Annotated in this window: 29 protein-coding genes; 13 read left to right on the top strand and 16 right to left on the bottom strand. The window is 63.6% G+C overall.

All coding sequences use genetic code 11. The features are described 5' to 3' along the window. The first annotated feature begins 39 nt into the window (after window positions 1–39). The 3 genes from IB262_RS18095 to cysE are packed head-to-tail and all read left to right on the top strand — an operon-like array spanning window position 40 to window position 2967. Window positions 40–1140: a GTP-binding protein gene (locus IB262_RS18095; RefSeq protein WP_112771902.1), complete on the top strand. Its 1101-nt coding sequence runs from the start codon at window positions 40–42 to the stop codon at window positions 1138–1140. Then, window positions 1140–2129, top strand: coding sequence for a WD40 repeat domain-containing protein (locus IB262_RS18090; protein ID WP_060604675.1), 990 nt, complete (start codon window positions 1140–1142; stop codon window positions 2127–2129). Before IB262_RS18095 ends, IB262_RS18090 begins: the two co-directional genes overlap by 1 nt. Window positions 2130–2139: 10 nt before the next feature. Then, window positions 2140–2967, top strand: a complete 828-nt coding sequence (cysE, locus tag IB262_RS18085) for a serine O-acetyltransferase (protein ID WP_112976377.1) — start codon at window positions 2140–2142, stop codon at window positions 2965–2967. Window positions 2968–2983: 16 nt separating this feature from the next. Here the strand turns inward: cysE and IB262_RS18080 are convergent, their stop codons facing one another. The 3 genes from IB262_RS18080 to IB262_RS18070 all read right to left on the bottom strand — a co-directional run bounded on the left by IB262_RS18080 (window position 2984) and on the right by IB262_RS18070 (window position 6049). Next, entirely contained in the window at window positions 2984–4168 is a 1185-nt protein-coding gene (locus tag IB262_RS18080) for a metal transporter (RefSeq protein WP_060581269.1), read from the bottom strand. Further along, on the bottom strand, window positions 4165–5292 hold the full coding sequence (locus IB262_RS18075) for a multicopper oxidase domain-containing protein (protein ID WP_112976376.1): 1128 nt from the start codon (window positions 5290–5292) through the stop codon (window positions 4165–4167). The genes IB262_RS18080 and IB262_RS18075 overlap by 4 nt, the downstream gene beginning before the upstream one ends. Before the next feature lie 310 nt (window positions 5293–5602). Further along, window positions 5603–6049, bottom strand: a complete 447-nt coding sequence (locus IB262_RS18070; protein ID WP_112771898.1) for a glyoxalase superfamily protein — start codon at window positions 6047–6049, stop codon at window positions 5603–5605. Between the two features lie 274 nt (window positions 6050–6323). On the opposite strand from IB262_RS18070, the gene IB262_RS18065 reads away from it, so the two are divergent. From IB262_RS18065 to IB262_RS18055, 3 genes are all read left to right on the top strand, one after another. After that, window positions 6324–6956, top strand: a complete 633-nt coding sequence (locus IB262_RS18065; RefSeq protein WP_192493726.1) for a LysE family translocator — start codon at window positions 6324–6326, stop codon at window positions 6954–6956. Between the two features lies 1 nt (window position 6957). Further along, window positions 6958–7530, top strand: a complete 573-nt coding sequence (locus IB262_RS18060; protein WP_090297973.1) for a hypothetical protein — start codon at window positions 6958–6960, stop codon at window positions 7528–7530. Between the two features lie 144 nt (window positions 7531–7674). After that, on the top strand, window positions 7675–8082 hold the full coding sequence (locus IB262_RS18055) for a VOC family protein (protein WP_034786961.1): 408 nt from the start codon (window positions 7675–7677) through the stop codon (window positions 8080–8082). A gap of 6 nt (window positions 8083–8088) precedes the next feature. Here the strand turns inward: IB262_RS18055 and IB262_RS18050 are convergent, their stop codons facing one another. The 3 genes from IB262_RS18050 to odc2 all read right to left on the bottom strand — a co-directional run bounded on the left by IB262_RS18050 (window position 8089) and on the right by odc2 (window position 10731). After that, complete coding sequence (locus IB262_RS18050; RefSeq protein ID WP_112976407.1) at window positions 8089–8715, bottom strand: LysE family translocator; 627 nt, start codon at window positions 8713–8715, stop codon at window positions 8089–8091. Window positions 8716–8912: 197 nt separating this feature from the next. Then, window positions 8913–9503 carry an N-acetyltransferase gene (locus IB262_RS18045; protein WP_112976375.1) on the bottom strand — a complete coding sequence of 197 codons (591 nt, stop codon included), beginning with the start codon at window positions 9501–9503 and terminating at the stop codon, window positions 8913–8915. Window positions 9504–9591: 88 nt separating this feature from the next. Continuing rightward, on the bottom strand, window positions 9592–10731 hold the full coding sequence (gene odc2, locus IB262_RS18040; RefSeq protein WP_218686560.1) for an ornithine/lysine decarboxylase: 1140 nt from the start codon (window positions 10729–10731) through the stop codon (window positions 9592–9594). A 695-nt stretch (window positions 10732–11426) separates the two neighbouring features. On the opposite strand from odc2, the gene IB262_RS18035 reads away from it, so the two are divergent. The 3 genes from IB262_RS18035 to IB262_RS18025 all read left to right on the top strand — a co-directional run bounded on the left by IB262_RS18035 (window position 11427) and on the right by IB262_RS18025 (window position 14103). Continuing rightward, window positions 11427–12320 (top strand): LysR family transcriptional regulator, encoded by an 894-nt coding sequence (locus tag IB262_RS18035; RefSeq protein ID WP_112976374.1) that lies wholly within the window; start codon window positions 11427–11429, stop codon window positions 12318–12320. Between the two features lie 101 nt (window positions 12321–12421). Next, window positions 12422–13066: a DUF1007 family protein gene (locus IB262_RS18030; RefSeq protein WP_034786971.1), complete on the top strand. Its 645-nt coding sequence runs from the start codon at window positions 12422–12424 to the stop codon at window positions 13064–13066. Next, a complete protein-coding gene (locus tag IB262_RS18025) occupies window positions 13060–14103 on the top strand; it encodes a nickel/cobalt transporter (protein WP_089044932.1) in 1044 nt (347 codons plus the stop codon). The genes IB262_RS18030 and IB262_RS18025 overlap by 7 nt, the downstream gene beginning before the upstream one ends. A 22-nt stretch (window positions 14104–14125) precedes the next feature. Here the strand turns inward: IB262_RS18025 and IB262_RS18020 are convergent, their stop codons facing one another. From IB262_RS18020 to IB262_RS18005, 4 genes are all read right to left on the bottom strand, one after another. Further along, window positions 14126–14332, bottom strand: coding sequence for a hypothetical protein (locus IB262_RS18020; RefSeq protein WP_034786975.1), 207 nt, complete (start codon window positions 14330–14332; stop codon window positions 14126–14128). 42 nt (window positions 14333–14374) lie between these two features. After that, window positions 14375–15070 (bottom strand): GNAT family protein, encoded by a 696-nt coding sequence (locus IB262_RS18015; RefSeq protein WP_060517647.1) that lies wholly within the window; start codon window positions 15068–15070, stop codon window positions 14375–14377. Between the two features lie 120 nt (window positions 15071–15190). Next, window positions 15191–15904, bottom strand: a complete 714-nt coding sequence (locus IB262_RS18010; protein WP_112976373.1) for a tellurite resistance TerB family protein — start codon at window positions 15902–15904, stop codon at window positions 15191–15193. A 206-nt stretch (window positions 15905–16110) separates the two neighbouring features. Next, the gene (locus IB262_RS18005; protein ID WP_034786978.1) at window positions 16111–16749 is read right to left on the bottom strand and encodes a 2-dehydro-3-deoxy-phosphogluconate aldolase; all 639 of its coding nucleotides are present in this window, start codon (window positions 16747–16749) and stop codon (window positions 16111–16113) included. A 201-nt stretch (window positions 16750–16950) separates the two neighbouring features. On the opposite strand from IB262_RS18005, the gene IB262_RS18000 reads away from it, so the two are divergent. The 3 genes from IB262_RS18000 (at window position 16951) to IB262_RS17990 (ending at window position 19395) form a co-directional block, all read left to right on the top strand. After that, complete coding sequence (locus tag IB262_RS18000; RefSeq protein WP_034786982.1) at window positions 16951–17424, top strand: CYTH domain-containing protein; 474 nt, start codon at window positions 16951–16953, stop codon at window positions 17422–17424. Continuing rightward, window positions 17421–18329 carry a CHAD domain-containing protein gene (locus IB262_RS17995; RefSeq protein WP_112976372.1) on the top strand — a complete coding sequence of 303 codons (909 nt, stop codon included), beginning with the start codon at window positions 17421–17423 and terminating at the stop codon, window positions 18327–18329. The genes IB262_RS18000 and IB262_RS17995 overlap by 4 nt, the downstream gene beginning before the upstream one ends. 109 nt (window positions 18330–18438) lie before the next feature. Next, the gene (locus IB262_RS17990; protein ID WP_060604650.1) at window positions 18439–19395 is read left to right on the top strand and encodes a rhodanese-related sulfurtransferase; all 957 of its coding nucleotides are present in this window, start codon (window positions 18439–18441) and stop codon (window positions 19393–19395) included. A 263-nt stretch (window positions 19396–19658) separates the two neighbouring features. On the opposite strand, the gene IB262_RS17985 is transcribed toward IB262_RS17990, so the two are convergent. The 4 genes from IB262_RS17985 to IB262_RS17970 form a co-directional block, all read right to left on the bottom strand. Beyond that, window positions 19659–20066 (bottom strand): GFA family protein, encoded by a 408-nt coding sequence (locus IB262_RS17985; RefSeq protein WP_246802664.1) that lies wholly within the window; start codon window positions 20064–20066, stop codon window positions 19659–19661. Window positions 20067–20179: 113 nt separating this feature from the next. After that, a complete protein-coding gene (locus IB262_RS17980) occupies window positions 20180–20956 on the bottom strand; it encodes a MetQ/NlpA family ABC transporter substrate-binding protein (protein ID WP_034786995.1) in 777 nt (258 codons plus the stop codon). A gap of 37 nt (window positions 20957–20993) precedes the next feature. Continuing rightward, entirely contained in the window at window positions 20994–21659 is a 666-nt protein-coding gene (locus IB262_RS17975; RefSeq protein ID WP_034786999.1) for a methionine ABC transporter permease, read from the bottom strand. Next, entirely contained in the window at window positions 21649–22731 is a 1083-nt protein-coding gene (locus IB262_RS17970; RefSeq protein WP_034787001.1) for a methionine ABC transporter ATP-binding protein, read from the bottom strand. Before IB262_RS17970 ends, IB262_RS17975 begins: the two co-directional genes overlap by 11 nt. Before the next feature lie 414 nt (window positions 22732–23145). Here IB262_RS17970 and IB262_RS17965 point away from each other — a divergent pair, with 414 nt between their 5' ends. Next, window positions 23146–24018, top strand: coding sequence for an NAD(P)-dependent oxidoreductase (locus IB262_RS17965; RefSeq protein WP_192493725.1), 873 nt, complete (start codon window positions 23146–23148; stop codon window positions 24016–24018). Window positions 24019–24072: 54 nt separating this feature from the next. Here the strand turns inward: IB262_RS17965 and IB262_RS17960 are convergent, their stop codons facing one another. Together IB262_RS17960 and IB262_RS17955 are read right to left on the bottom strand one after the other, a co-directional pair. Further along, on the bottom strand, window positions 24073–25440 hold the full coding sequence (locus tag IB262_RS17960; protein ID WP_112976369.1) for a GH1 family beta-glucosidase: 1368 nt from the start codon (window positions 25438–25440) through the stop codon (window positions 24073–24075). 146 nt (window positions 25441–25586) lie between these two features. Continuing rightward, window positions 25587–26768: a Gfo/Idh/MocA family oxidoreductase gene (locus IB262_RS17955; RefSeq protein WP_112976368.1), complete on the bottom strand. Its 1182-nt coding sequence runs from the start codon at window positions 26766–26768 to the stop codon at window positions 25587–25589. Window positions 26769–26997: the final 229 nt, after the last annotated feature.

Raw genomic sequence — 26997 nt, 5'->3', positions numbered from 1 at the left:
GGATGCCTGCTCCCGCATCCGGAAATCCCAGAGGTTCCCATGACCGAAACATCCCCGCAGAAGCCGATCCCCGTCACCGTGCTCACCGGCTATCTCGGCGCCGGCAAGACGACGCTCTTAAACCGCATCCTCAGCGAGAACCATGGCCGCAAATACGCGGTCATCGTCAACGAGTTCGGCGAGATCGGCATCGACAACGACCTGATCGTGGAATCCGACGAGGAAATCTACGAGATGAACAACGGCTGCGTCTGCTGCACCGTGCGCGGCGACCTGATCCGCGTGGTGGAAGGCCTGATGCGCCGCCCCGGCCGCTTCGATGCGATCATCGTCGAGACCACGGGCCTTGCCGACCCGGTCCCGGTCGCCCAGACCTTCTTCATGGACGACGACGTGCGCGCCAAGACCGAGCTTGACGCCGTCGTCGCGCTGGTCGACGCCAAGCACCTGCCGCTCCGGCTGAAGGACAGCCGCGAGGCCGAAGACCAGATCGCCTTCGCCGATGTCGTTCTGCTCAACAAGACCGACCTCGTCACGCCCGAGGAACTGGAGCGCATCGAGGCGACCGTGCGCGTCATCAATCCGTCGGCCCGCATCTATCGCACCCAGCGCTCCGAGATCGATCTCGCCAAGGTCCTCGACCAGGGCGCCTTCAATCTCGAAAAGGCGCTGGAAAACGATCCGCACTTCCTCGACCAGGACGATCACGAACACGATCACACCTGCGGTCCGGATTGCGGCCACGATCATCACCATCACCACCATGATCACCATCATGATCATGACCACGATCACGACCATCATCACCACCACGATGCCCCCTCGCCGATCCACGACGTGACGGTGCAGTCGATCTCGCTGCGCGGCGGCGAGATGAACCCGGATCGCTTCTTCCCCTGGATCCAGAAGATCACCCAGACGGACGGCCCGAACATCCTGCGCCTGAAGGGCATCATCGCCTTTGCTGGCGACGCCGAGCGTTACGTCGTTCAGGGCGTGCACATGATCATCGAGGGCGATCACCAGCGTGCGTGGAAGGAAGGCGAAAAGCGCGAAAGCCGCCTCGTCTTCATCGGCCGTGACCTCGACCGCGAAAAGCTCGAGCGCACCTTCAAGGCCTGCGAGGCGCAGCCGAACTGATGCCGACTGTCGCTCCCCTCGATCTCGAAGGTCACGTCGTCGGCGTGGCCTTTCTCAAAGGCGTCCCCTTCTTCGCGGAAGCCACCGGCGCCATCCACCGCCTCGACCTCGGCCACAAGACGACGGAGGTCCACGAGGGCCTGCTCTCGCTCGTGGTCGACGAAGCCAACGATACGCTGCTGACGGGCGGCGAAGATGGCAAGGTCATGCGCACGGCCGCCGACGGTACCACGGCGCTGGTCGCCGAAGCGCCGCGCAAGTGGATCGCCCAGGTTGCCGCCGGCCCGCAAGGTGCCGTTGGCTATGCCTATGGCAAGACCACGCACGTGAAGCTTGCCGACGGCACGACGAAGGAATTCGCCGAGCAACGCACCGTCGAAGGCCTCGCCTTCGCGCCGAAAGGCCTTCGCGTCGCCGCAGCGCGCTACAACGGCGTGTCGTTGCATTGGGTCGGCACATCGGGCCAGCCGATCGACCTCGAATGGAAGGGCGCCCACACCGGCGTCACCTTCTCGCCCGACGGCCGCTTCCTCGTCACCACGATGCAGGAAAACGCGCTGCACGGCTGGAAGCTCGACGCCAAGCCCGGCGCCGAAGCGCGCCACATGCGCATGACCGGCTATCCGGCCAAGGTGAAGTCCTTTTCCTGGTCGGCCAAGGGCAAGTGGCTCGCATCCTCGGGCGCGCCAGCTGCCATCGTATGGCCCTTCCAGGGCAAGGACGGCCCGATGGGCAAGGCGCCGCTCGAACTCGGCACCCGCGCCGACATCATGGTGACCTCCGTCTGCTGCCATCCGGCCGAAGATATCGTCGCCATCGGCTATCAGGACGGCATGATCCTCGGCGCACGCTTTGCCGACAGCAAGGAAGTGCTGCTGCGCCGTCCCGGCAAGGGCGCAATCACCGCCATGGCTTGGAACAAGGATGGCCGGCAGCTGGCCTTCGGCTCGGCCGAGGGCGACTGCGGCGTCGTCGATATCGCGGGATAAACGGTGGCGCATGACCGCATTGATTGAGACGCTACGGTACGAAGGCTCGCTTGCGGCACCGCTCGCCGATGGCGCGGTCTGGAGCCTGATCCGGGCGGAAGCGCGCGTGCTTGCCGCACGTGAACCGGTCATGGCGCCCGCCCTGATGCCGATCATCGATGCCGGATCGGATGCCGAATTGCTGGCCGGCGTGCTCGCAGCCGGCTTGGCCGTCGCGCGCGTCGACGAACGCTCGCTTGCGCAGCTGCTCACCGACGTCTTCAAGGCAAACCCTCAGATCCTGCTGGCGACCGAAGCCGATCTTCAGGCGGTGAAAGAGCGTGACCCGGCCTGCCCGGGCCTCAAGCATGTGCTGGTGAACCTCAAGGGCTTTCAGGCACTGCAGACCTACCGCGCTGCTCACCAGCTCTGGGTCGACGGCCGACGTGAAGTCGCGAGCTGGCTTTCGAACCTCGCCTCGCTCGTCTTCGGACCTGACATTCATCCGGCCGCCTGCATCGGCAAGGCTGTCATGCTCGACCATGGCTCCGGCATCGTCATCGGAGAAACCTCGGTCATCGAAGATCAGGTCTCGATCCTGCAGAATGTCACGCTCGGCGGTACCGGCAAGGAAACCGGAGACCGCCACCCGAAGATCGGCCGCGGCGTGATGCTCGGCGCCGGCGCCAAGATCCTCGGCAATATCGAGGTCGGCGCCTATAGCAAGGTCGCCGCCGGCAGTGTCGTCCTCAAGACCGTTCCGCCGCGCACCACCGTCGCGGGCGTGCCGGCAACCGTCGTGCGCATCCATCGCGTCGATGAAATTCCGGCAGCGGAGATGGACCAGACGATCGTCTGACCCATCCTGTTGCCTGTCAGATCTTCACCAGCGCCGCGGTGGCATACATGAATGCCGCACCGGCTGCCAGGCCGGCCAGAACCGGCGGCGTCAGGAACACGTCGCTCCGGCGCTCGCTCTGGCGCATCAGATAGGCGCCCACTTCGACGATCACCTGCAGGATCGCGCCTGCCCCGATCGCCAGCGCCAAGGCGGACCATTGCGCCGAGGCGGCAAGGCTCCCGAGCCACATGCCGATGACGGCCGGGCTGCCCGCCAGCAGTGTCAATCCGACGAAGACCGAGAGCGGCGGCCTCTTCTTCAGGATCGGCGCGGCGATGCCGATGCCTTCGGTGACATTGTGGAGCGCAAAGCCGAGCACGAGGAAGGTGCCGAGCCCGGCCGAGCCGGCCGCAAAGGCGGCCCCGATCGCCAGCCCCTCGCCAAGATTGTGCAGGCCGATGCCGAGCGCGATGTAGGTGGAGAGCGCCAGCCCGGTCGGCGCACCACTTCGCCGGCCGATTGCCATCAGCAGGAGGAAACTGCTTAAAGCCGCCAGCACCACCATGACTGGCCCCTGGAAGATCGCCGCGGCTTCGCCGGCAAGCTCGAGCGCCTCGCCACTCGCATCGACCAGCAGGAAGCCGAGCAGGCCGATCGTCAGCGACAGCAGAAAGGCCATGCCCTCGCGCCCAACACCACGCAGCACCGGATAGAACATCAGCCCGACGGCCACGGGCACGATGCCGACGATGATGCCGACCAGGGCTTGCAGCCGCAATTGGCCCGTCGTCGCCTGGGGCGTCGGCACGGCAACCGCAATGTCATGCGCAAAGGTGGCGCCGGTGTTGGTCACCACCTTCACGGCATGCGCCTCACCGAGCATCCAGGGAAATGGCAGTTTCAGCCATGCGGCCCCACCGCGTGCGATCGGCCCCGGCGGGTCCTGGGCGAATTGCCAATAGGCGTCGTCCACCTGGACCTGCGCCACCGTCATCGGTTCCGATCCGCCGGCGCGAACAAGCAGACTGAGACCACTATCGTCGAGAACGGTTCTTTCGAAAGTGAGGTTTTCGACCGGCGGCGCACCGTTGCGGAAGCCCGACAACGGATCGGTCGATACGAGCCAGGCAACGGCGATGCCAAAGACGATAAGAGGCAACGCCAGCCACACCAGGTTGGTCTTTGCCGCGCGAATGGCAGCTCTTGGCATCTCGTTCATGCGAGCGCCTCCACCACGTCGAACATGCCGACCCAACCAAGCTCAGTGAACTCGGTCTGGTGCGGGTGGAACATGTAGAGGCCGGGTTCGTGCTCAGCGAAGGTGAATTCGAGGATGCCGCGCTGCGCCTGGCACTGGGTGATGAGATCGACGGTTTTCAAGGTCGGCGTCAACGTCGTGCCCTGGTCGTAATAGTCGAAGAAATTGGCGTGCAGGTGGAAGGAGTTGATCGGGTCGAACTCGATGACGTTGATGAGATAGATGCGCACCGGCCTGCCCTTCACGATCCGGATCGGCCGTTTCATGAAGGCGTGCGCGACGGTGTTGACCGCATAGAATTCATTCTCGGCATCGAAGTTGGTGTCGAAGGCGTTCATCACCATCACCAGTTCCTGCCAGCCCGCGTTCTCTGGTGTGCCGAGCAGCCGGGAGCGGGCGACCGCCACATGCTCCGGCCGGCGCTCCGGGTCGGGATCGATCACGAAGGCGCCGTACATGCCCTTGTGGATGTGCCGGCGCAACGGCATCGCATGGCAGTGGTAGAGATGGCAGCCGAAGGGCTTGGCATCGAACTCATAGATAAATTCGTCACCCGGATCGACCATGCCGGCCCCAGGAACGCCGTCCATGCGCGCCGCGTGAATACCGTGGAAATGGATCGAGTGCGGATGCGAAGCATAGTTGCGAAAGACGATCCGCAGCCGCTCGCCTTCCTTCGCCCGGAGCGCCGGCCCGGGGACCCGACCGTTATAGGTCCAGGCGGGAAATTTGATGCCGGGCGCGATTTCGATCTCGCGGTCCTCCGCCGTCATCTCGAAGGTGCGCAGCGTCCGTCCGTCCGGCAGCGTCGAAACCGTACCCGTGTCCCAATCTGTGAGCATCTCCGTCGGGTCGAAGCCGTTGACGGCGCTATCGACCTCGCCGACCGTCATCATCGCGCCATGCCCCATGGCCGGCATCGGCTCCTGTCCCGCCGCTCCCGATGGCGCGGCATGACCGACATGGCTCGCCTGTTGTTGACCCAAGGCGGCGCTGGTGCAGATCGCCGTTCCACCCGCTGCCGCCAGCCCGCCCATCAGCAGACTGCGCCTTCGCAGCAGGTCCGGTCTTGTCGGCTTGTCCATATTCGCCCCTCTCCCTCATTGGGTAACACGCACCGCACCGCGCCTGACTGGGGCCAGCAACGATCCACCTGCTTCTGCAAATCATTTGCAACAACATCAATAGTGCAAATGCATCCCATTCGCAACTGACTTGGGAAGCGTGATGTCCGAAGGGGCCGGCAGGACCGCGCGCTCAGCACGGCGCGCCCGTCATCATCCCGGAAACCAAAACGTCCCCGGAAGGCGCCGGCCTCGGGGACATTGGGTTGAACTTCGGCGCCGGACCGGAAACGGACATGTCCGCAGGGCCTCGGCAGGCGGTGGCCGCGCCTCACCATTCAAGTTCGAGTTGCGGGATCCCGTTGGAGGTTTTTTCGACCGTACGGCCACTCTCGTCCACCGTCGCGGTAACCCGCTGGCGGAAGGCCGAGAAGCTCTCGAAGGTGACGACGTCGACCGGCTGGTCGAATTTCATCGTCAGACGATAGCGTCCCGGCTGCGCCGCGATCGCCTGGACGCCCAGGATCTCGCCTTCGAAGGCCTGGCCGAGATAGCGCCCCTTCACGCGGGACCCGAGCATCCAGGGATTGAAGGGCGGCCGGTTGCCGGCGGCGGCATGCAGCGTGTTCCAGTCGCGATAGCCGTACTGGGCGGCGATCAGTTCGAGCGAGCGGGAATGGCCGATGGTTTCGCCTTCGGATGCGAGGCGGATGCGCAGACGCTTGGCCTGGTCTTTCAGGGCGTCGAGCGAGGGAAGCGGGATTGATCCGCGCGTCATGAGAAGGTCTCCTGCAGCGGCATGCATTCCTTGAAGATGGGAGCCCGCATTGCCACCGGTTCGCATGCCGTTTCGGCTGACCGTGTCTCAAAAGAAGGACTTCACCAAAGCATGACGCTCGCGGACGGCAGGGACCTTCACCCTGCCGCTTCCATAGGGGATGCCGCCTCGACTGTCAAACCAGGCCCGGAAATGCGGCTGCGTCCGCGCGAAACACGATTGCGCACGCGCAAAAGCTGTGGGACGACTGAAGGAGACGACGAGGGAGGAACTCATGACCGAAATGACGATACTCGCATTTGCGCTGGTTGCCTTCATCGGCATCGCGACACCGGGCCCGACGGTCCTCCTCGCACTCACCAACGGATCGCGCTACGGGGTGCGGCGCGCAATCGCCGGCATGGTCGGCGCCGTGCTCTCCGATTTCGTGCTGATAGGCGCGGTCGCGCTTGGCCTCGGCGCGCTGCTGGCGGCCTCCGAATTCTGGTTTACCGTCGTCAAATGGCTGGGCGCGGGCTATCTGGCCTTTCTCGGCATCATGCTGCTGCGGTCGAAAGGGACGATCCAGGTGGAAAACGAAGCCGGAGGCGCGGCTCCCGTTTCCTCTGCCGCGATTTTCCTCAAAAGCTTCCTGGTCGCTGTCACCAATCCCAAGGGTTATCTGTTCTTCACCGCCTTCCTGCCGCAGTTCATCGATCCGACGGCACCACAGGCGTCGCAATACGCCATGCTTGCGCTCGTCTTCGCAGTCGTCGATTTTAACGTGATGTTCGGCTATGCGCTGCTCGGCGCGAAGGCTGCAGCCTTCCTTAAGCGCTCCGGCGCCGTCTGGCTCGACCGCCTCTGCGGCGGCGCCTTGCTGGCGCTCGCCGGCTCGCTCGCCCTCTATCGCCGCGCCATCGCCTGAAATGCTGTTTCGCCAAAACGTGCTCGCTGGCATCGCCAGCCGCGACGTGACCTTGGCCTTCCGGCGTTGGACCAAGCCGACGGTCAAGGCCGGCGGTAGTTTGCGCACCTCAGTCGGTGTTCTCGCCATCGATGCCGTCGACGAGATCGACGAAGGCGCGATTACCGACAGCGATGCCCGCAAAGCTGGCTTTGTCGATCTCGGCGCTCTCTTGAAGGAGCTGGCCGCTCGCCCGGAAGGGCGCTGCTATCGCATCGCCTTCCACCGGGCCGGCGACGATCCACGCATCGCCCTGCGGGAGGCAGCCGACCTCGACGGTGAAGGACGGGCAGAAATCGATCGCAAGCTCGCGCGCTTCGACGACAGCGCCGGGATGGGCTGGACGCGTCCGGTACTGCAGCTGATCGCCGTCCGTGACGGAACGACCGCGGCGGAGCTGAGCGCCGCCATCGGCATGGAGAAACTGAAGCTCAAGGCGCGCATCCGCAAATTGAAGGAGCTCGGCCTCACCGAAAGCCTCGATGTCGGCTATCGCCTATCCGGCCGCGGGCGCGCCTATCTCGACGGCGAATAGCCCGCGTGAAAAAGCGGGCGGTGACGCGGACACGATCGGTCATTCCTTCCAATCCCGATCGCCGCTGTTGCGTGCCTAAAGCAGGTGTGAGACGACTTGCCACCGAAACGGACCACCCCCATCAGGCAAGGCGAGGAGACAGGCATGATCGGCTACACCATGGTCGGAACGGCGGACCTGAGGCGCGCAGAGCGCTTCTACGATCCGGTGATGGCGCTGATCGGCCAGGAGCGCTGCTACTGCGACGAGCAGGTTTCCTCCTGGGGTCGAAAGGATGATGACAAGGCGCCGCGTTTCTTTGCCTGCCACCCCTTCGACGGGAAAGCCGCCTCGGTCGGCAACGGTGCGATGACCGCCTTCCTGGTGGAAAGCGCCGAGGTCATCGACCGGCTGTTCGAGACCGCCATGGCGCGCGGCGGCAGCGAAGAGGGAAAACCAGGCTTCCGTCCGCAATATGGCGATGGCTTCTACGCGGCCTATGTGCGTGATCCCGACGGCAACAAGCTGGCCTTCGTCTGCTACGACGCCCGTGAGGTCGAGAGCCCGTCCTGATCGGTCCTAGCGTCGCGTCGACCAGCCGAACCAGATCGCCACGGCCGCAAGCATCAGCGCGAGCACACGCCGCACCAACCGTTCGCGTGCAGGCGAGTTGAGGACCGGCTCCAACGCCCCGGCCAGAAGCACGATCGCGGCATGAACCGCGGTCGCGACCCCCACATAGAGCGCGGCAAGCGTCAGGTTCTGGGGCAAGAGCGGGCGTGTATCGTCGACGAAGGTCGGAAGCACGGTGACGAAGAACAGCGCCGCCTTCGGATTGAGCAGATTTGTGATCAGGCCGCGCCGGAAATAGAAGGATGCGGGCTTGCCGCTCGGCCCCGCCTCCTCACCGTCACCGTTCCAGGCCTCGAAGGCGAGATAGAGCAGGAAGCCGACGCCTGCCCAGCGAAGCGCCCCATAGAGCATGTCCGACTGGCCGACGAACTCGGCGACCCCGAAGGATGCGGCAAAGCCGACGATCGCCAGGCCGAGCGCCACGCCGGCGACGGTCGCCATGCCGGGCCTGCGCCCCTCCGAGGCCGCGACCATGGCGAGGTAGGCCATGTTCGGTCCCGGCGTCAGTTCGATGATGAAGGATGTCAGTAGAAAGGGCAGCAGGGTCGCTGCCCCGAAAATGAACGGATCCATGCGCGAGACTTCCATCCGCCTGCAACGAGGCCTTGCCGCAAGGACAGGTCAGCGGTGCCGCATTGTCAAGGAAGATCACAAACCCATCAGCAGGGAGCGCCCGGCATGTCATGCGTCTGCCCCCTCGCCGATCAGATCGGACCAGCGAGGGAGCAGCGAAAAATCCGCCACCGCAGGGTTGGCGGCGGAAAGAGATCTCAGGCGGCGCGGCGAACCGGCGGCATGGCGAGCTTGCGGCCGCTGGCAACGATCAGGCCGGCAGTGCCCTCGAGCCAGTTGTCCCGAAGCTCGAGCGCCAGGAACCGGTCGCGTTCGAACGGCCCTGGCATCACCAGATGCTGGGTGCGGCTGGCAAAGAAGCCGAAGCGCTCGTAATAGGCAGCATCACCGACGAGCAGGATCGCGCCATGGCCGCGGTTCTTGGCCTCTTCGATCGCGGCCCGCATCAGCATGCCGCCGATGCCCTTGCCCTCATGGGCGGGGTCGACTGCGAGCGGACCGAGCAGCAGCGCCGGCACGGCATGGCCGTCACGGCTGACGCCGGCCTCGACGTTCCAGAGCCGGACCGTGCCGATCACGTGACCATCGACATCGCGGGCGACGAAGGCAAGGCCTTCGGCCGGCAGCCGGCCGCTACGCAGCTTCTCCGACGACTTGCGGCGGCGCTCCGGCCCCATGGCACGGTCGAGCAAGTTCTCGCGCGCGACGACGTCGCCCGGATTCTCGGCATCGATTACAAATGTAGTGGGCGCGAAAAACGCGCGCAGGGCGTCAACAACAGCGGCCATCGGGGCCTCCCGTCATCAAAACCGCTTCAGGCGGACCGAACGAAAATTGTGAAGTGGCGCTCCCGCCCGAGGACGGGAGCAGGCCGGATCAGATCACATAGGCCTTCAGCGGCTCGAAGCCGTTGAAGGCGACGGCCGAGTAGGTCGTCGTATAGGCGCCGGTACCTTCGATCAGAACCTCGTCGCCGATCGAAAGGGTTATCGGCAGCGGATACATGTTCTTCTCATAGAGCACGTCGGCCGAATCGCAGGTCGGGCCGGCGAGCACGCAAGGCTCCATTTCGTCGCCATCGCGCGCCGTACGGATCGGGTAGCGGATCGCTTCGTCCATGGTTTCGGCGAGTCCGCCGAACTTGCCGATGTCGAGGAACACCCAGCGATGGGCGTCGTTGTCCGACTTCTTCGAGACGAGAACGACTTCCGCCTTGATCACGCCGGCGTTGCCGACCATGCCGCGACCGGGCTCGATGATCGTTTCCGGGATGTGGTTGCCGAAGTGCTTCTTCAGCGCGCCGAAGATCGCCTGGCCATAGGCTTCCGCCGTCGGCACGTCCTTCAGGTACTTCGTCGGGAAGCCACCGCCCATGTTGACCATCTTGAGCTCGATGCCCTGCTTGGCCAGTTGCACGAAGACGCGCTTGGCATCGGCAAGGGCCTGATCCCAGGCATCCAGCTTCGTCATCTGCGAACCGACATGGAACGAGACGCCGTAGGAAACGAGGCCATGCTGGTGGGCGTAGACGAGCACGTCGACGGCCATCTGCGGGACGCAGCCGAACTTGCGCGACAGCGGCCATTCGGCGCCTTCACCATCGGTCAGGACGCGGCAGAACACGCGAGCGCCGGGGGCTGCGCGGGCAACCTTCTCCACTTCCTCGTGGCTGTCGACCGCGAACAGGTTGACCCCAAGCGCGTGGGCGCGGGCAATGTCGCGCTCCTTCTTGATGGTGTTGCCATAGGAGACGCGGCTCGCGGTCGCACCGGCGTCGAGCGCCATTTCGATTTCGGCGACGGACGCGCAATCGAAGGAGGAGCCCATACCGGCGAGCAGGCGCAGGATTTCCGGCGCCGGGTTTGCCTTGACCGCATAATAGATCGAGCTGTCCGGCATTGCATGGCGGAAAGCCTTGAAATTGTTGCGCACGACGTCGAGGTCGACAACAAGGCACGGGCCTTCCGGTCGTCGGGTGTTGATGAAGTCGATGATGCGAGCCGTGGTCATGGCCATATTCCCCTGATCCAAGATGCCCCGCTTTCGCGGAGGACAAAGGGCATACGCGCACATGCTCTGGAACCAGCCGGTGGAGACCCCGGAACCATGCATGCGCTCGATGCGCGAACGGTGAATCAAAGCCCGCCTAGGCTTCAATTCGGCTTTGTCTGCCATGGATTGGAGGGAATAACCCAACCGCACTTCCGGCAATGAAGGTGTGCCTCTTCAGTAACCCCGGCTGTTGGAAAGCCGGCAGACACCAGAAAGGCCCGCACCGTCGTTGCTTCAAGATGTCCTCGCATTTCCCGGTTGGCCGGAATAGCGACTGGAGGGGTTAGTTCCAGGTACCTTACCGATACCCTCACCTAATCGAGGGTCGGCGGACACCCACAGGCACGTGCGACTTTGGGCAAGGGCGTAGGTAAGAAAAAAGCCCGTCGTAATCAAGAGTTTTTTCACAACCGCGGTTGAATTTTTTTCCAGCCGGGCAAAACTGTCGATGTTCACAAATTTTGAACGCTTGGCGCCAGATCGTCCACAACGCTAAAGCATTGAAAGAAGAGTATTATTTATAAGAACAGGCACTGAAGGCAGAACCCGGCGCAATGACGCAAGCGACGGACAATCTGCCGTCTGCATTATCGACGCGGAAAGAGGCCTTCGCCGGCGAATCGGCGAAGCACGATTGAGAGCACGAAAGAAAGATCGCCATGGACACACTCACCCGCATCCGCGCCTTTATCGATGTCGTGGACGCCGAGGGGTTCTCGGCCGCCGCAAGGCGTGTCGGCAAGTCGAAGGCGCTGCTTTCGAAATATGTGCGCGAGCTCGAGGATGAACTCGGTGCGCTGCTCCTCAACCGCACGACACGGCAGTTCTCGCTGACCGAGGCTGGCCACACCTACTATCGCACCGCGTCGGAAATCCTGAAGGAGATCGACAATCTTGCTGATCTCGTGCGCGCCAACAATTCCGACCTGAAGGGACGGCTACGCATCACCGCGCCGCGCACCTTCGTCGATGCCGACATCGGCCAGTCCCTGGTCGATTTCGGCAAGCAGCATCCCGAACTCTCGCTCGAAATCATCTCCGACGACCGTTTCGTCGATCTGGTCGAGGAAGGCTTCGACGTCGCCATCCGCATCACCCGGCTCGAAGATTCGACGCTGATCGCCCGCAAGCTCGACGATTTCCAGGTGCTGATCTGCGCTGCCCCGGAATTCCTGGAAAAATCTGGCCCCATCGCTCACCCGACGGACCTCTCCAAGCTGCCCTGCATTCTCGATACCAATGGCCGCTCCTACTCCAACTGGCGCTTCGTCGAGCCCGATGGTTCGGCCTTCACCGTGCCCGTCAGCGGCCCGATCGAGGTCAACAGCCCGCTTGCAGCCCTCAGAGCCACCGTCTCCGGCCTCGGCGTATCGATCATCCCGGATTTCATCGCCCGCCCGAAAATCGCTTCCGGCGAACTCGTCACGCTGTTCGACGATTTCCTCCCCCGCGACCGCGGCATCTATGCGATCTATCCGCATCGCCGCTACCTCCCGGCCAAGGTCAGAACCCTCGTCGACTTCCTGCACGCCTGGTTTCGCAAGCCCCGGTGATCGGGCGCCGGCACCTCAAAGTCCCAATTCCGTCCCATTTCCGGTACATTCCCGGAAACGAATCGCGGAGCGATCGCTCCAGCCGAAAGGATTGCCGCCACATGAGAACCAAACGCCTCGTCATGGCCGGCCTTGCCACCCTGGCTGCCCCGTCGCTGGCCTTTGCCCACCCGCACATCTTTGCGGAAGCGCGCCTCGAGGTCGTCTCCGACGACAAGGACGAGATCAGCGAACTCAGGAACGTCTGGCGCTTCGACGAACTGTTCTCCTCCAGCGTGGTGCTCGATTTCGACAAGAACTCGAACGCGACGCTCGATCCGGATGAATTGGCCGAAGTCGGGCAGACGGTGATGGAGTCCCTGTCCGAGTACAATTATTACACGACGATCCTCGACAACGGCAAAACCATCAAGGTCAACAAGCCGGATCACATCACCGTCGACTACAAGGACGGGCAATTGCTGATGATGTTCGCGGTCAAGCCGGCCGAGCCGATGCCGCTCAAGGGCAAGCTCTCCTTCGGCGTCTACGATCCAACGATGTATACGGCCATGGACTTCGCCACCGACGATGACCTGACGGTCGTCGGCGACAAGATCAATGCCTGTGAGCACAAGGTCGTCCGCCCTGATCCCGACGAAGTTCTCGCCGAGAACAAGGACACCTTGACCGACGCCTTCTGGAGCGACCCGACGGGCACCGACATGTCGAAGCTCTTTGCAACCAGGATCGAGATCACATGCTGAACACCCGCGGGATCGCGCGTCTGGTCACGGCCGCGCTCGTCGTCACGGCGCTTTCTGCAACGATCGCCGCGGCGCAGTCGCCCCTCGGCATCGGCACGGCCGAGCCCGCGTTCAAGACGACCGGTTTTCTCGGCGGCTTCTTCGCCTGGATCAACATGGAGCAGCAGGGCTTCTACCGGCTGATGACCAATGCGCTGAAGGGGATGCGTGAGAACCCCTGGCAGCTCTGGTCGCTGGTCGGCCTGTCCTTCACCTATGGCGTGCTGCACGCCGCCGGCCCCGGCCACGGCAAGGCGGTGATCTCGTCCTACATGATCGCCAACGAGACGGAACTGAAGCGCGGCGTGCTGCTCTCCTTCCTGTCCTCGCTGCTGCAGGGCGTGGTTGCGATCCTCCTGATCGGCGCCGTTTACCTCATCCTGCGCGGTACCTCGATCAGCATGACCAGCGCAACGCGCTGGCTGGAGATCGCAAGTTACGCGCTGATCGCCGCCTTCGGCGGCTGGCTTCTCCTGCGCAAGCTACGGTCGATGCTGCGTCCGGTTGCCTTGGCTTCCGTTGCCGGCGGCGGGCACGTCCAGCTCGCGGACGATCACCATCACGATCATCATCATAGCCACCATCATGATCACCACGGGCACAGCCATGGCCCGGGCGAAGTCTGCTCAAGCTGTGGCCATGCGCATGCGCCCGACCCGTCGATGCTGAAAGGGGATCGTTTTGCGCTCCGCGAAGCTTGGTCAGCGGTCATCGCCGTCGGCCTGCGCCCGTGCTCCGGCGCACTCATCGTGCTGTCCTTCGCACTCCTGAACGGGCTTTACCTCGGCGGCGTGCTTTCGGTCTTCGCCATGTCGATCGGTACGGCGATCACCGTCTCAATCCTTGCGACCATGGCCGTCACCGCCAAGGGCGTTGCGCTGCGCTATGCGGCAAACGGCGCGGCGGCTGCCCGGATCTCGAACGGCATCGAGATCGCCGGCGCTGCCCTGGTTCTGTTGCTGGGATTGGCGCTGCTCGGCGCGGCTCTGCAGAGCTGACGCACGCGGCCTGATCGGGCCGTCAGAGCCCGCGCTTGCGCTGGTAGCGGGCGCGCAGCCAGAAGAGCAGGAAGAAGCCGAGCACGAAGATCACGCCGAAGGCGGCGGCCAGCCAGGGCGAGATATCGCCGAGCTTGAGCATGATCGACGGCAGAACGAAGAAGCCGAGACCGGCGACGACGAGAATGATCGCAGCGGCGATCGCCGGTGACTTTTCCTTGTTCTGCATGACTTTCCTGTTGTTGTCTGCTGCGGCTTAAGCAGCCTGCGCCTATTTCGACGCCTGCCGCTCCAGATCCGAACGTATATCTTCAAGCCGCCGCTTCTGGCGACCGTCTTCATCGAAATTATCAGCTGCAAGCCAGGTTTCGAATGCGGCATTGAGCAGCGGCCATTCGCTGTCGATCATCGAAAACCAGGCCGTGTCACGGTTGCCGCCCTTGGATATCATGTGCTGGCGGAAGATGCCCTCGAAGGTAAAACCGAGCCGGGCGGCGGTCTTGCGGCTCGCCATGTTCTCGCTATGGCATTTCCACTCGTAGCGGCGATAGCCGAGATCCTCGAAGGCGTGCTTCGCCATCAGGTAATGCACTTCGGTCGAGAGCGGCGAGCGGGCCATGGCGGCGCCGTGTGCCACGGAGCCGACTTCGACGACGCCGTTGGCGGGATCGGCACGCATGTAATTGGCCATGCCGACGACAATGCCGGTCGCCTTGTCGCGGAAGACCTCTGTAACCCAGCCGGATTTCTCCTGCGCCGCCGTCAGCCAGGCATCGAAAGCGTCGATATCCCTAAAATCCGGCTGCGTGAAGTATTTGAGCAGCGGGTTGATCGCCATACCGCCGAGGCCGTCCCAGAGGTCCTGCAGATGCCGGTCGCGCTCATAGGCCTCGAGCTTGACGAAACGCCCTTCGAGCGCGACGCCCTTCGGCGCCGGGCACCCTTTCCAGTTCTTCAGATCCTGCATCGGCCGCTCCTCCTTCATCCCTGCCCTTCGGCATAGGCCAGAGTGGCGGCCGACACAAATTCAAACTGGTGATGAACCCTGTTCGAACCGGTGATGAAACCATGCCCCCCGAACGGTATCCTACGCGGTGGCCGGCACCTTGGCGGCCGAGACCGTCGCCTCGATGTGATCAACCAGCGCGTTGGGAAGTCCGAGGCGTCCGGCGAGCAGGTCGAGATAGCCGCGCTCCGCACGGGTTTCCGGCTCGATCGTCAGGCGCGACGCGGTGTAGATCTCTACGCGCTCCTCTTCGGTCTTTGCCGCGCCGACGATCGCGTCGATATCGACCGGGTTGGCAAGCTCGCCTTCGAGGAACGCCGCGGCATCGGCCGAAAGGCCCGAGACCGATAGCTTGTCCATGATGTGCTGGCGCTCGGCCTCGTCGATATGGCCGTCGGCACGCGAAGCGGCGATCATTGCGCGCACGAGGGTCAGCGCAAAATCATGGCTGACGGCTTCGGGAGCAGAGGCGAAGCCGGAATCGGCCGGCGGCGGCAGAAGTTCCGGCTCGCCCTTGGCAACCGTTGCACCGCCCGGCGTATTGCCGGCCTGATAATTCTTGTAGGCTTGGTAGCCGAGACCGGCGATCGCCGCGAGACCGCCAAGCACGGCGGCGTTGCCGGCCAGCTGGCGACCCGACTTGGTGCCGAGCAGAACAGCGGCAATGGCGCCGCTCGCCAGTGGATTGTCCTTGGCAAGCTGCGTCGCCTGGGTCGCGCGATCGCGCACCGTGCCGCCGGCACCGGGCACCTGCGATCCCAGAAACTGATCCAGCAATTTCTTCGCGTCGAACATCGGGTTTCGCTCCTTGTCGGTTCCGGGCGGTTGAAGGCGAGCTCAAGGGTGCGCCGCCCGCGCGCCCGTCGCTGAATGGATTGAGACATAGGAACGTTGCAGGGAAAATACAAATTCGCGCCAGAGGCGAGCGACGCCGTACAGCCAAAGAAAAAGGCCGGGCTCTCCACCCGGCCTTTCAAAAAACGGAAGGCGTTGCTTGCCGCTCAGCCCTTGAGCACGAAGGCTTCTGCCGCAAGCTTGGTGATGCCGGCCCAGTCGCCCTTGGCAACCAGTTCCTTCGGCGCAACCCAGGAGCCGCCGACACAAACGACGTTGGGCAGCGTCAGATAGTCGCGCGCATTGGCAAGGGAAATGCCGCCCGTCGGGCAGAAGAGCGTGCCGGCAAGCGGCGAGGACAGCGACTTGAGGTAGGCGGCGCCGCCGGCCTGCTCGGCCGGGAAGAACTTCATGACGTCGTAGCCTTCTTCACGCAGACCCATGACTTCGCTCGCCGTCGCCGCACCCGGCAAAAGCGGCACCTCGTGGTCGTTGGCCACATCGATCAGCTCCTGCGTCGTGCCGGGGCTGACGATGAACTTCGAGCCGGCTTCGACCGCGGCTTCGAACTGGGCGGCGTTGAGGATCGTACCGGCGCCGGCAACAGCGCCTTCGACTTCGTTGGCAACGGCGCGGATCGCTTCGAGTGCGGCCGGCGTGCGCAATGTGATCTCGATCGCCTTCAACCCGCCGGCAACGAGCGCGCGCGCCAGGGGAACGGCGGTCGCCACGTCGTCGATCACCAGCACCGGAACAACCGGCGCCAGTTTGAGGGTTGAAAGAAGCCTGTCGGATTTCGCGCTCATGCCGATCGTCCTTTTTAAAACGATTGAATATGCCCTCCGCATACTCCCCCTGCCACCGGTTGTCGAGACCCAAGGCGGCGGGAGCGCGGCTTTCGCATGTAAGGCAACGGTAATATGCAACTTGCGACAAAGAGATGACTTGAGCCTTTGCGTGAAAGCGATAGGTTGAAGGCCGCGGGCCCTCGAAATGGCGGATTTTCCATGGCGAAGGAAATAGAGCGCAAGTTTCTGGTCGCTTCCGATGGGTGGCGAGAGCGTGCGGACAAGGGCATTGACCTCAGGCAGGCCTATGTCGTGACCATGGACGACCGCTCGCTGCGCGTGCGCATCCACGGCGACAAATGGGCGCGGCTGACCATCAAGATCGGCAAGTCGGCACTGGTCAGAAACGAATACGAGTACGACCTGCCGATGGACGATGCCCGCGAGATGCTGACCCAGGCGGTCGGGATCGTCATCGAGAAGAGGCGCTACCGGGTGCCGCACAAGGGGTTCACCTGGGAAGTCGACGTCTATGGAGGCGCGCTCAAAGGCCTCGTCGTTGCGGAAGTCGAGATGAAGCGCGAAACCGACATGCCGGCGCTGCCCGATTGGGTCGGGCAGGAAATCACGGGCGATCGCCGCTACTCCAACCAGTCCCTCGCCACAGAAGGACTGACGGAACCGCAACCATGACTTACGCCTTCGAACCTGGACGGCCTTTTTCCGAAGACTTCCGCACGATCGCCGCCGAACAGCTCACACAGGCGGTGATGAAGCTCGAGGATCGGCCTGACGGGGTGCACGAGGCGATCCATGACGCCCGCAAGAATTTCAAGCGCCTGCGCTCGCTGTACCGTCTCGTCGCAGCGGACGTGCCGCTTTTTCAGAAGCATGAGAATGCGCGCATCCGCGACATGGCCCGCAACCTCTCAACCGTTCGGGACGCGGCCGCACTGGTCGAGAACGCCCATTACCTCAAGGCAGCCGCGTGCAACGAGGAGGAAGAACGGGCGCTCGACCATGTCTGCGAGCGGCTGACGACACGCCGGGACCGCATCACGGCAAGCGCGACCGATATCGAGGACCGCGTGGCAGCCACCATCGTGCGCTGCGAGCAGGCACTGCAGGCCCTCAGCCAAGTGACATTCGACGATCGACGCCGCAAGACCGCAGACCGGCTGACGAAGGGATGGCGGCGCACTCTGAGGCGGGCCAAGCGCGCCAGGCAGGCATGCAGCGAGACTTCGGAAGCCCCGGCGTTCCACGAGCTGCGAAAGCGGGCGCAGGACTACCGCATGCATCTCGGCCTGATGCACGCGGTCTGGCCTTCCGCCCTGCAGGCCAAGCGCGCCGAGGCTAAAGCGCTGGTCGACACGCTCGGGCACCTCAACGATCTCGCGGTCATGACCCAGTTGATCAACGAGGATCCGGGGCTTGCCGGTAACAGTCAGGATCAGGCCCACCTCATCGCGGCCGTCATCGACCGACAGGGAAGCTTGCGCAAGCACGCTCTTGATCTCGCCGCCGAGGTCTTCCAGGAGGAACCGGACGACGAAAGCCGAACGATCCGGTTGCTCTGGCTCGACGCCGCGCGCTGATGTTTCGGCGAAATTTCGGCGGGCGGACCGACTGTCCGCGCCGCGACAGAGTGCCCCTGGGCCCCGCCGCGATTGCGCTTGCGGCGCGAAAGCTGTATTTGCACCGGCCATGACCGACATTTTCACGACCCCGCGCCCTGAGCCCCATGGTGAGACGCATGGCCAGTTTCTGGTGGCCGCGCTCTATCATTTCGCACGCTTCCCGCGTTTCGCCGATTTTCGCGAACCGCTGCAGGCCGTCTGCGACGAAAACGGCGTCAAGGGAACGCTGCTTCTGGCGCATGAAGGCATCAACGGCACGATCGCCGGCACGGATGCCGGCATCGCCGCGGTGCTTTCCTTCCTGCGCGTGCAGCCCGAATTCGGCGCACTGGAGCACAAGGAAAGCCGTGCATCGTCCATGCCGTTCCTGCGCATGAAGGTGCGGTTGAAGAAGGAAATCGTCACCATGGGCGTCGAGGATATCGACCCCAACAAGATCGTCGGCACCTATGTCGATCCGAAGGATTGGAATGCACTGATCTCCGATCCCGAGACGATCGTCATCGATACGCGCAACGACTACGAAACCGCCATCGGCATCTTCAAGGGTGCGGTCGATCCGAACACCAAAACTTTCCGCGAATTTCCCGATTGGGTGCGCAACAACACCGGCCTGCACAACAAGCCGAAGATCGCCATGTACTGCACCGGTGGCATCCGCTGCGAGAAGGCGACCGCCTTCATGAAAGAGCAGGGCTTTGATGAGGTGTACCACCTCAAGGGCGGCATCCTGAAATATCTCGAGGAAGTGCCCCAGGAAGAAAGCCTCTGGGAAGGCGCCTGCTTCGTCTTCGACGATCGCGTCTCCGTCACCCATGGCCTCGAGGAAGGCGAGCACACGCTCTGCCACGCCTGCCGCCAGCCGCTGACCAAGGCGGACCTCGCTTCACCGCACCACGAGGACGGCGTCTCCTGCATCCATTGCCACGAGGTCCGCACCGACGAGGACCGCGAACGCTACCGCCAGCGCCAGCGGCAGATCGAACTTGCCAAGAAGCGCGGCGAGCGCCACCTCGGTAGCTGACATACGCTTGGGCATCCGCCCGTCGCTCGTGCGAGCGGGAAGCACCCCTCATCCGCCTGCCGGCACCTTCTCCCCGCAGCGGGGCGAAGGGACTTGTGGCACCGCCCCAGCCGACAACGCTAACTCCAGCTTACGGCTGCGACTTGCACGCAGTTCCCCGGGTACCGAGAGCTGCGTTTCGCGGCGCCCCAGCGTGGCACGTCCCCTCGCCCCGCTTGCGGGGAGAGGGTTGGGGTGAGCGGCGGTTTCACTCGCGAACGCAGTCAGCCCGGCAACGCCTCGCATTCCTCAAGTGCCAATGCACTGCGGTCCCATTCATGGCGGCTGCGGGTGAAAATGGCGTCTGTCGGTCGAAATACCGACGGGTCGTCGAGCGTGCCGGCATAGATCGACACACGCGGATCGTCCGGCGGGCCGGAGCCATAAACCTGGCTGCCGCAGGTTTCGCAAAAATAGCGGATCGAAGGATTGCCGTTTTCAGCGCGCGTCTCGTAACCGCGGCCGTTTCCCGACATCTTCACATCGGCCCGCTCGAAGATCATGTAACAGCAATGACCGGTGCCTGTCGTGCGCTGGCAATCGCGGCAATGGCAGAAACCGGAAAAGAGCGGCTCACGATTCAGCTCATACCGGATTGCACCGCAGAGACATCCGCCTTTCAAGACGCTCATGGTTCGTCCTCCTCGAAGTGCCAGGAGGATAGCCAAGCAAGCCATGCGGTCAAAGAAAAACCGCGCGCCGTAAGTTGCAGCGCGCGGTCCATGTTTCTCTTTACCAGAGACGCTTACCAGCTCGGGATCAGCGCGCCCTTGAAGGTGTCGTTGATGAAGGCCTTCACCTTTTCGTCGTGGTAGGATTCGACCAGGGTCTTCACCCACGGAGCATCCTTGTCGGCCTTGCGCACGGCAATCACGTTGGCGTAGGGCGACTTCTCGCCTTCGATCGCGATCGCGTCCTTTTTCGGGTGCAGGCCGGCTTCCATCGCGTAGTTGGTGTTGATGACGGCGGCATCGACGTCCTGCAGCGAGCGCGGCAACTGGGCAGCGTCAAGCTCGGCAAACGTGATGTTCTTCGGGTTCTCGGTGATGTCGGCCGGCGTGACCTTGAGGCCGACCTCTTCCTTGACCTTGATCAGGCCCTTCGACGCCAGAACCAGCAGCGCGCGGCCGCCGTTCGTCGGGTCGTTCGGAATGGCGATCGTGGCGCCGTCCTTGAGCTCGTCGAGGCTCTTCACCTTCTGCGAATAGACGCCCATCGGGGTGGTGATGGTGGTGCCGACGCTGACGATGTCGAAACCACGATCGGCGATCTGGTTGTCGAGATAGGGCTGGTGCTGGAACGAGTTGGCGTTGAGGTCGCCGTCAGCCAGAGCCTGGTTCGGGACGACGTAGTCGGAGAATTCGAGGATCTCGATATCGAGGCCCTTGGGAGCTGCGATTTCCTTCACCTTCTCCATGATCTGGGCGTGTTCGCCCGGCGTGACGCCGACCTTGATGGTTTCGGCGAGTGCCGTGCCGGCGGAAAGAGCGGCAATCGCTGCCGCGATGATAAGCTTCTTCATGGTCGTCTCCTTGTTCACGTTCAGTCTTGGGAGGAAATCAGGTCTTGCGGTTTTTCTTGTCGAAGCGCCGCGCCAGCCCGTCGCCGGCGCTCTGGACGAGCTGCACCAGCACGATCAGCACGATGACGACGACGAGCATCACGTCGGGCATGAAGCGCTGGTAGCCGTAGCGGATGCCAAGGTCGCCGAGCCCGCCGCCGCCGACGGCACCGACCATCGCCGAATAGCCGATGAGGCTGACGGCGGTCATGGTGAGCGCCAGGGTCAGCGCGGGCCGCGCTTCGGCGAGCAGCACCTTGAAGACGATCTGCATCGGGGTCGCGCCCATGGCGCGCGCCGCCTCGATCAGCCCCTTGTCGATTTCGCGGATCGCCGCTTCCACCAGCCGCGCGACAAAGGGAATGGTGGCAATCGTCAAGGGCACAATCGCAGCCTTCGTACCGATGGAGGTGCCGGTGAGCAGTCGGGTAAACGGAATGATGGCGACGACGAGGATGATGAACGGCGTCGAGCGCGTGGCGTTGACGATCAGCCCGATGATGCGGTTGAGCGTCGGCGCCGGGAAGAGTTCACCCTTGCCGCTGGTGGCGAGGAAGATTCCGATTGGCCCGCCGATCAGCGAGCCGATCAGGCCGGCGATGGCGACCATGTAAATCGTGTCGACGGTGGCCCCGCCGATGCGCAGGAGAATATCAGGCGACATAACCGAGCACCTCCGTGACCAGACCGTTTTCGACAAAGAAGCGTTCGGCGCGGCCGGACGTCTCGGCATCCGCGCCATAGGCGACGACCAGCGAGCCATAGGGCGCGCCGCCGATCTCGTCGATCGTGCCGGCGATGATGTTGACCTCGGCGCCGACAGACTTGATCAGCTGCGAGATCAGCGGCTTCTCGGCCGCAGCCCCGAAGAAGGTGAGCCGCACGACGGCGCGATCGCCGGCCGCGGGTGCAGGCTTCAGGGCGCGGGCGACCGCGTCTGGAAGCTTCGAACCCGGCAGCCCCGAGAGCAGCGCCCGCGTCGTCTCGTGCTTCGGATGGGTGAAGACGTCGAAGGTGTGGCCACGCTCGACGATGCGGCCATGATCGATGACGGCGACGTCTGAGGTCACCGCCTTCACCACTTCCATCTCGTGGGTGATGAGCAGCACCGTCAGGCCGAGATCGGCATTGATGCGCTTCAAAAGCTCCAGGATCGACTGGGTCGTTTCCGGATCGAGCGCCGAGGTCGCCTCGTCGGAGAGAAGGAGCTTCGGCTCGGTCGCAAGCGCGCGGGCGATGCCGATGCGCTGCTTCTGGCCGCCCGAAAGTTCGGCCGGATAGCGCCCGTGCTTATCGGCGAGACCGACGAGATCGAGCAGCGGCCGAACGCGCTGTTCGATCGCGCGCTTGTCCATGCCGGATATTTCGAGCGGCAGCGCGACGTTTCCGAACACGGTGCGCGAGGACAGCAGGTTGAAGTGCTGGAAGATCATGCCGACGGAGCGGCGAAGGCTGCGCAGCGCCGCCTCGTCGAGCCCGCCGACATCGACGCCGTCAACCAGCACCTTGCCGCCCGTCGGCTTTTCGAGCCCGTTGACCAGTCGGATCAGCGTCGACTTGCCAGCGCCAGAGCGGCCGATGATGCCGGTGATCGAACCACGGTCGACAGTCAGCGAGACCTTGTCGAGCGCAGTGAAGGCGCCGCTGGTGCCGGACGCGGGGAAATGCTTGGAAACGCCGTCGAAGACGACGGCCGCGTCAGCCGATGGCGCGGCGTTTTGGGCGGAAACGCTCATCGTTCGGAATTCCCCGAATGAGGCGCAGTCGGAATGTGCGGGTACATAAGTGCTCTCGGATGTTCAAAACTCATGATCCCGGGCCTGGCCGGGATGGAACGCGCGTCTGGTCAGGCCGACATTCGACAACGCATTCGGAACAGGGAGCACTTCTCTAACATCAAGCAACCAGTCAGTTCAACTTTGCTGCCGCATGGCCCGCATGCGACATAATCTACGGCTCTTATGGAGAATTGCCACGCCCTTTCACAGGCATGATTTTGCCGAATTTGCCAAGCAACGGCAAAACCATGCTCTTTTGCTTCGCAACGCGCCGTCATCCCGCAAATCGCCATCTTGGAAATCCTTGTTCGGGCGGACTGTGTCCGACCGCATTTCATGCTAACGGGCAGGAACAGGAATATGAGGTGAGAAATGCGCATCGTCTTGACCGGAAGTTCCGGCCGCATCGGCAGAGCGATCTACAACGCGCTCGCCGCCGCCGACCATGACGTCATCGGCATCGATCGCGCGCCCTTCGGCACGACGGCCATCGTCGGCGATCTCGTCGATGGCGAACTGCTGGAGAGCGCGATGGAAGGGGCGGACGCCGTCATCCATACGGCGGCCCTGCACGCGCCACATGTAGACGCCGTCGCCGACCAGGAGTTCGAGCGCGTCAATGTAATGGGCACCCATCTGGTGATTGCCGCAGCCCAGGCCGCCGGCGTCGGCCGCATCGTCTTTACCAGCACGACGGCACTTTATGGTCATGCGGTCACGGAAGGCGGCTGCGCCTGGATCACCGAGGAGACGCCGCCGAAGCCGCACACCATATACCACCACACCAAGCTTGCGGCCGAAGCTCTGCTCGAAAACGCGGCGGATCGTGCTTTGCATGTGCGGGTGCTGCGCATGTCGCGCTGTTTCCCGGAGGTCGCCGATCGTATCGCAAGCTACCGCCTGCACCGCGGCATCGATGCGCGCGACGTGGCTGCCGCGCATGTGGCAGCACTCGACAACGGCGGCCCGGCTTTTCAGCGCTACATCATCTCGGGCGAAACGCCGTTCCTTCCAACGGATTGCCGCCGGCTGGCGGAGGATGCCGCAGGGCTCCTGCGTGAGCGTGCGCCAAAACTGTCGCAGGCCTTTGCCGATCGCGACTGGCCGCTGCCCGCGACCATCGACCGGGTGTATGACCCGAGTGCTGCGATCGAAAAGCTCGACTGGAAGCCGCGCTACGGTTTCAAGGAAGTGCTGGCCCAGCTCGACCGGCAGAGCCTGGAAGTCCTGCCGGTCCGGCGGTGAATTGACCGAGCCGCACGGAAGCGTTGCGAGCGGGTGAGCCCGCCCGCTTGAGCGTCAGATGTGGTTGCCCTTCGGGAACTGCTCGGCCAGAGCCTGGTACCACTCACCGCTCTTCTTGATGGTGCGGACCTGGGTGTCGTAGTCGACATGGACGATGCCGAAACGCATCTTGTAACCTTCGGCCCATTCGAAATTGTCCATCAGGCTCCAGGCGAAATAGCCGCGCATCGGATAACCCTCGGCGATCAGATCCGCCGTCACCGACAAGTGGTCGGCGATATAGTCGAGCCGCGGCTGGTCGTCGACAATGCCGTTCTCGACGCCCATGTTGTAGCAGGCGCCGTTCTCGGTGATGTAGCAGTCGGGCAGCTGGTAGGTCGCGTTCAGCGTCTTGACCAGGCTGCCGAGCGCCGGAGCGTAAACCTCCCAACCGATATCCGTCTTTGTCTGGCTCACCGGCTTGGCATTGATGGTTGCCGGATATTCTGCGCCCTTGGCCGGATCGGCACTGACCCGCATCGGCGTGTAGTAGTTGAGCCCCCACCAGTCGAGCGGCCGGGAGATCGTCTCCATGTCGCCGTCTTCGATCGCGGGCATGCGATGGCCGAGCGCACTCATGAAGCTTTCGGGGTACTCCCCCTTGAAGATCGGGCTGAAGAAGACGCCATTGTGGAAGTCGAAGGCCCGATCGGCGGCTTTCGTGTCGGCCGCGCTGTCGCTGCCCGGGTAGACCGAATGCGCATTGATGACGATGCCCGTAGGCAAGTTCGGCCGCTCGGAGCGGATGGCGTCGACGCCGAGCCCGTGCGCCAGATTGGTAAAGTGCAGCGCATGCAGGGCTGCGTCCATGTTGCGCTCGCCCGGCGCATGGATGCCATAGAGGTGGCTGAGCCACACCGAGCACCAGGGCTCGTTGAAGGTCGCGACCGCATCGAGCCGGTCGCCGAGGCGAGCGATCACGGTCTTGGCGTAGCGCTGGAAGGCATAGGCCGTCGTGCGGGCCGTCCAGCCGCCATCGCCCATCAGCGCCAGCGGCAGGTCCCAATGGTAAAGCGTGGCGAAGGCCTTGATGTTACGCGCCTTCAGGCCGTCGACGAGGCGGTCGTAGAAATCGAGACCTTTTTCGTTGATCGGGCCGGTGCCTTCAGGAATGATCCGCGGCCAGGCAACGGAAAACCGATAGGCATCGACGCCGAGGCTTTTGATCAGGTCCAGATCCTCGTCGAGCCTATTGTAGTGATCGCAGGCGACATCGCCGTTGTGACGCCCGAAGACACGGCCCGGCATGTTCGAAAAGGCATCCCAGATCGACGGCTTGCGCCCGTCAGCTTTGGTCGCGCCTTCGATCTGGAAGGAGGCGGTCGCCACCCCGAATACGAAATCGCCCGGGAAGCGCTCTGCCAGGATCTTGGGATCGGTCATCTCTTTGTCTCGTCTCGTTCCGGCCCCGCTGCCAGCGGGACCTTGGTTTTCGGTTTGTAGCGGGCCGACCTAAATCCATGCCGGCAAATGTCAACTCGCGAAAAAGGGCGGGAAAGCCCCGCCCTTCCGCCGGTATTGGCCTGCGGCTATACCTTTACCCACGCCCCATTTCGTTTGGATGACTGTACGCAGGCGTCGACGAAGACCATGCCCTTCATGCCATCGTCGATGGTCGGGTAAGTGACGGCCGGATCGATCTTCTCGCCCTTGCGCTTGGCAAAGATGGCGCGCGCCGCCTCCGCGTAGATGTTGGCGAAGCCTTCCAGGTAACCTTCCGGATGGCCCGACGGAATACGGCTGACGCGGTTTGCGGCCGCACCCGCCCCGGCGCCGGCGCGAGTGAGCAGGCGCTTCGGCTCACCGAACGGCGTGTACCAGAGATAGTTCGGGTCCTTCTGCGTCCATTCAAGCCCGCCCTTGGTGCCGTAGACGCGCACCATCAGGCCGTTCTCGTGGCCGGGCGCCACCTGGCTGCACCAGAGCAGCCCCTTGGCGCGCTCGCCGTCCTTCACCTTGAAGCGCATCATCACATGGGCATTGTCGTCGAGTTGGCGGCCGCCAACGAAGCTGTCGAGATCGGCAGCGAGTTCTTCGAGTTCGAGGCCGGAGACGAAGGCGCCGAGATTATAGGCGTGCGTGCCGATATCACCCGTCGAGCCGCCGGCACCCGAGCGCGCCGGATCGGTGCGCCAGGCCGCCTGCTTCTGGCCCGACTGCTCGATGTTTTCGGTGAGCCAGTCCTGCGGGTACTCCATCTGCACCAGCCGCACCGCACCGATCTCGCCATTGGCGACCATCTCGCGCGCCTGTCGCACCATCGGATAGCCGGTGTAATTGTGCGTCAGCACGAACAGCGCATCGCTCTCGTCCGCCGCTTTCTTCAGCTTCTTCGCGTCGCCAAGCGTCGAAGTCAGCGGCTTGTCGCAGATCACGTGGATGCCGCGCTTCAGGAATTCCTTGGCCGCAGCGTAGTGCACATGGTTTGGCGTGACGATCGCCACCGCCTCGATGCCATCCTTCAGCTTCGCCTCGCGGATCGCCATCTGCTTGAAGTCGGAATAGACCCGCGACGGATCGAGCCCGAGCTCTCGGCCTGAGCTTTCCGCCTTTTCCGGCGTCGACGACAGCGCGCCGGCCACCAGCTCATAGTGATCGTCGATACGGGCTGCGATGCGATGCACCGCGCCGATGAATGCGCCGGAGCCGCCGCCCACCATGCCGAGCCGGATGCGACGCTCGCGCTTCTCGCTCGTTCCTTCGATTGCCATGATCTTCTCCCCTGTTCGTTCCGTGTTGTTTGTTCGTTTCCTGGCGCAAGGGATGCCCCTCATTCGCCCGCCGGCACCTTCTCCCCGCACGCGGGGAGAAGGGCTCATGCCGCACCCGCTTGCGAAAGCGCAGCAACAGCAGCCACGATAACCCGTGGTCAGAGGCAATCCACGTCCCCTCTCCCCGCCTGCGGGAAGAGGGCCAGTCCTCGGGTTAACCCGAGGAGAG

The organism is Ensifer sp. ENS02, from assembly GCF_014851885.1.
Classification (GTDB): domain Bacteria; phylum Pseudomonadota; class Alphaproteobacteria; order Rhizobiales; family Rhizobiaceae; genus Ensifer; species Ensifer adhaerens.
The sequence above is the reverse complement of the archived record's forward strand: the minus strand, read 5'-3'. Positions and strand labels throughout refer to the sequence as shown.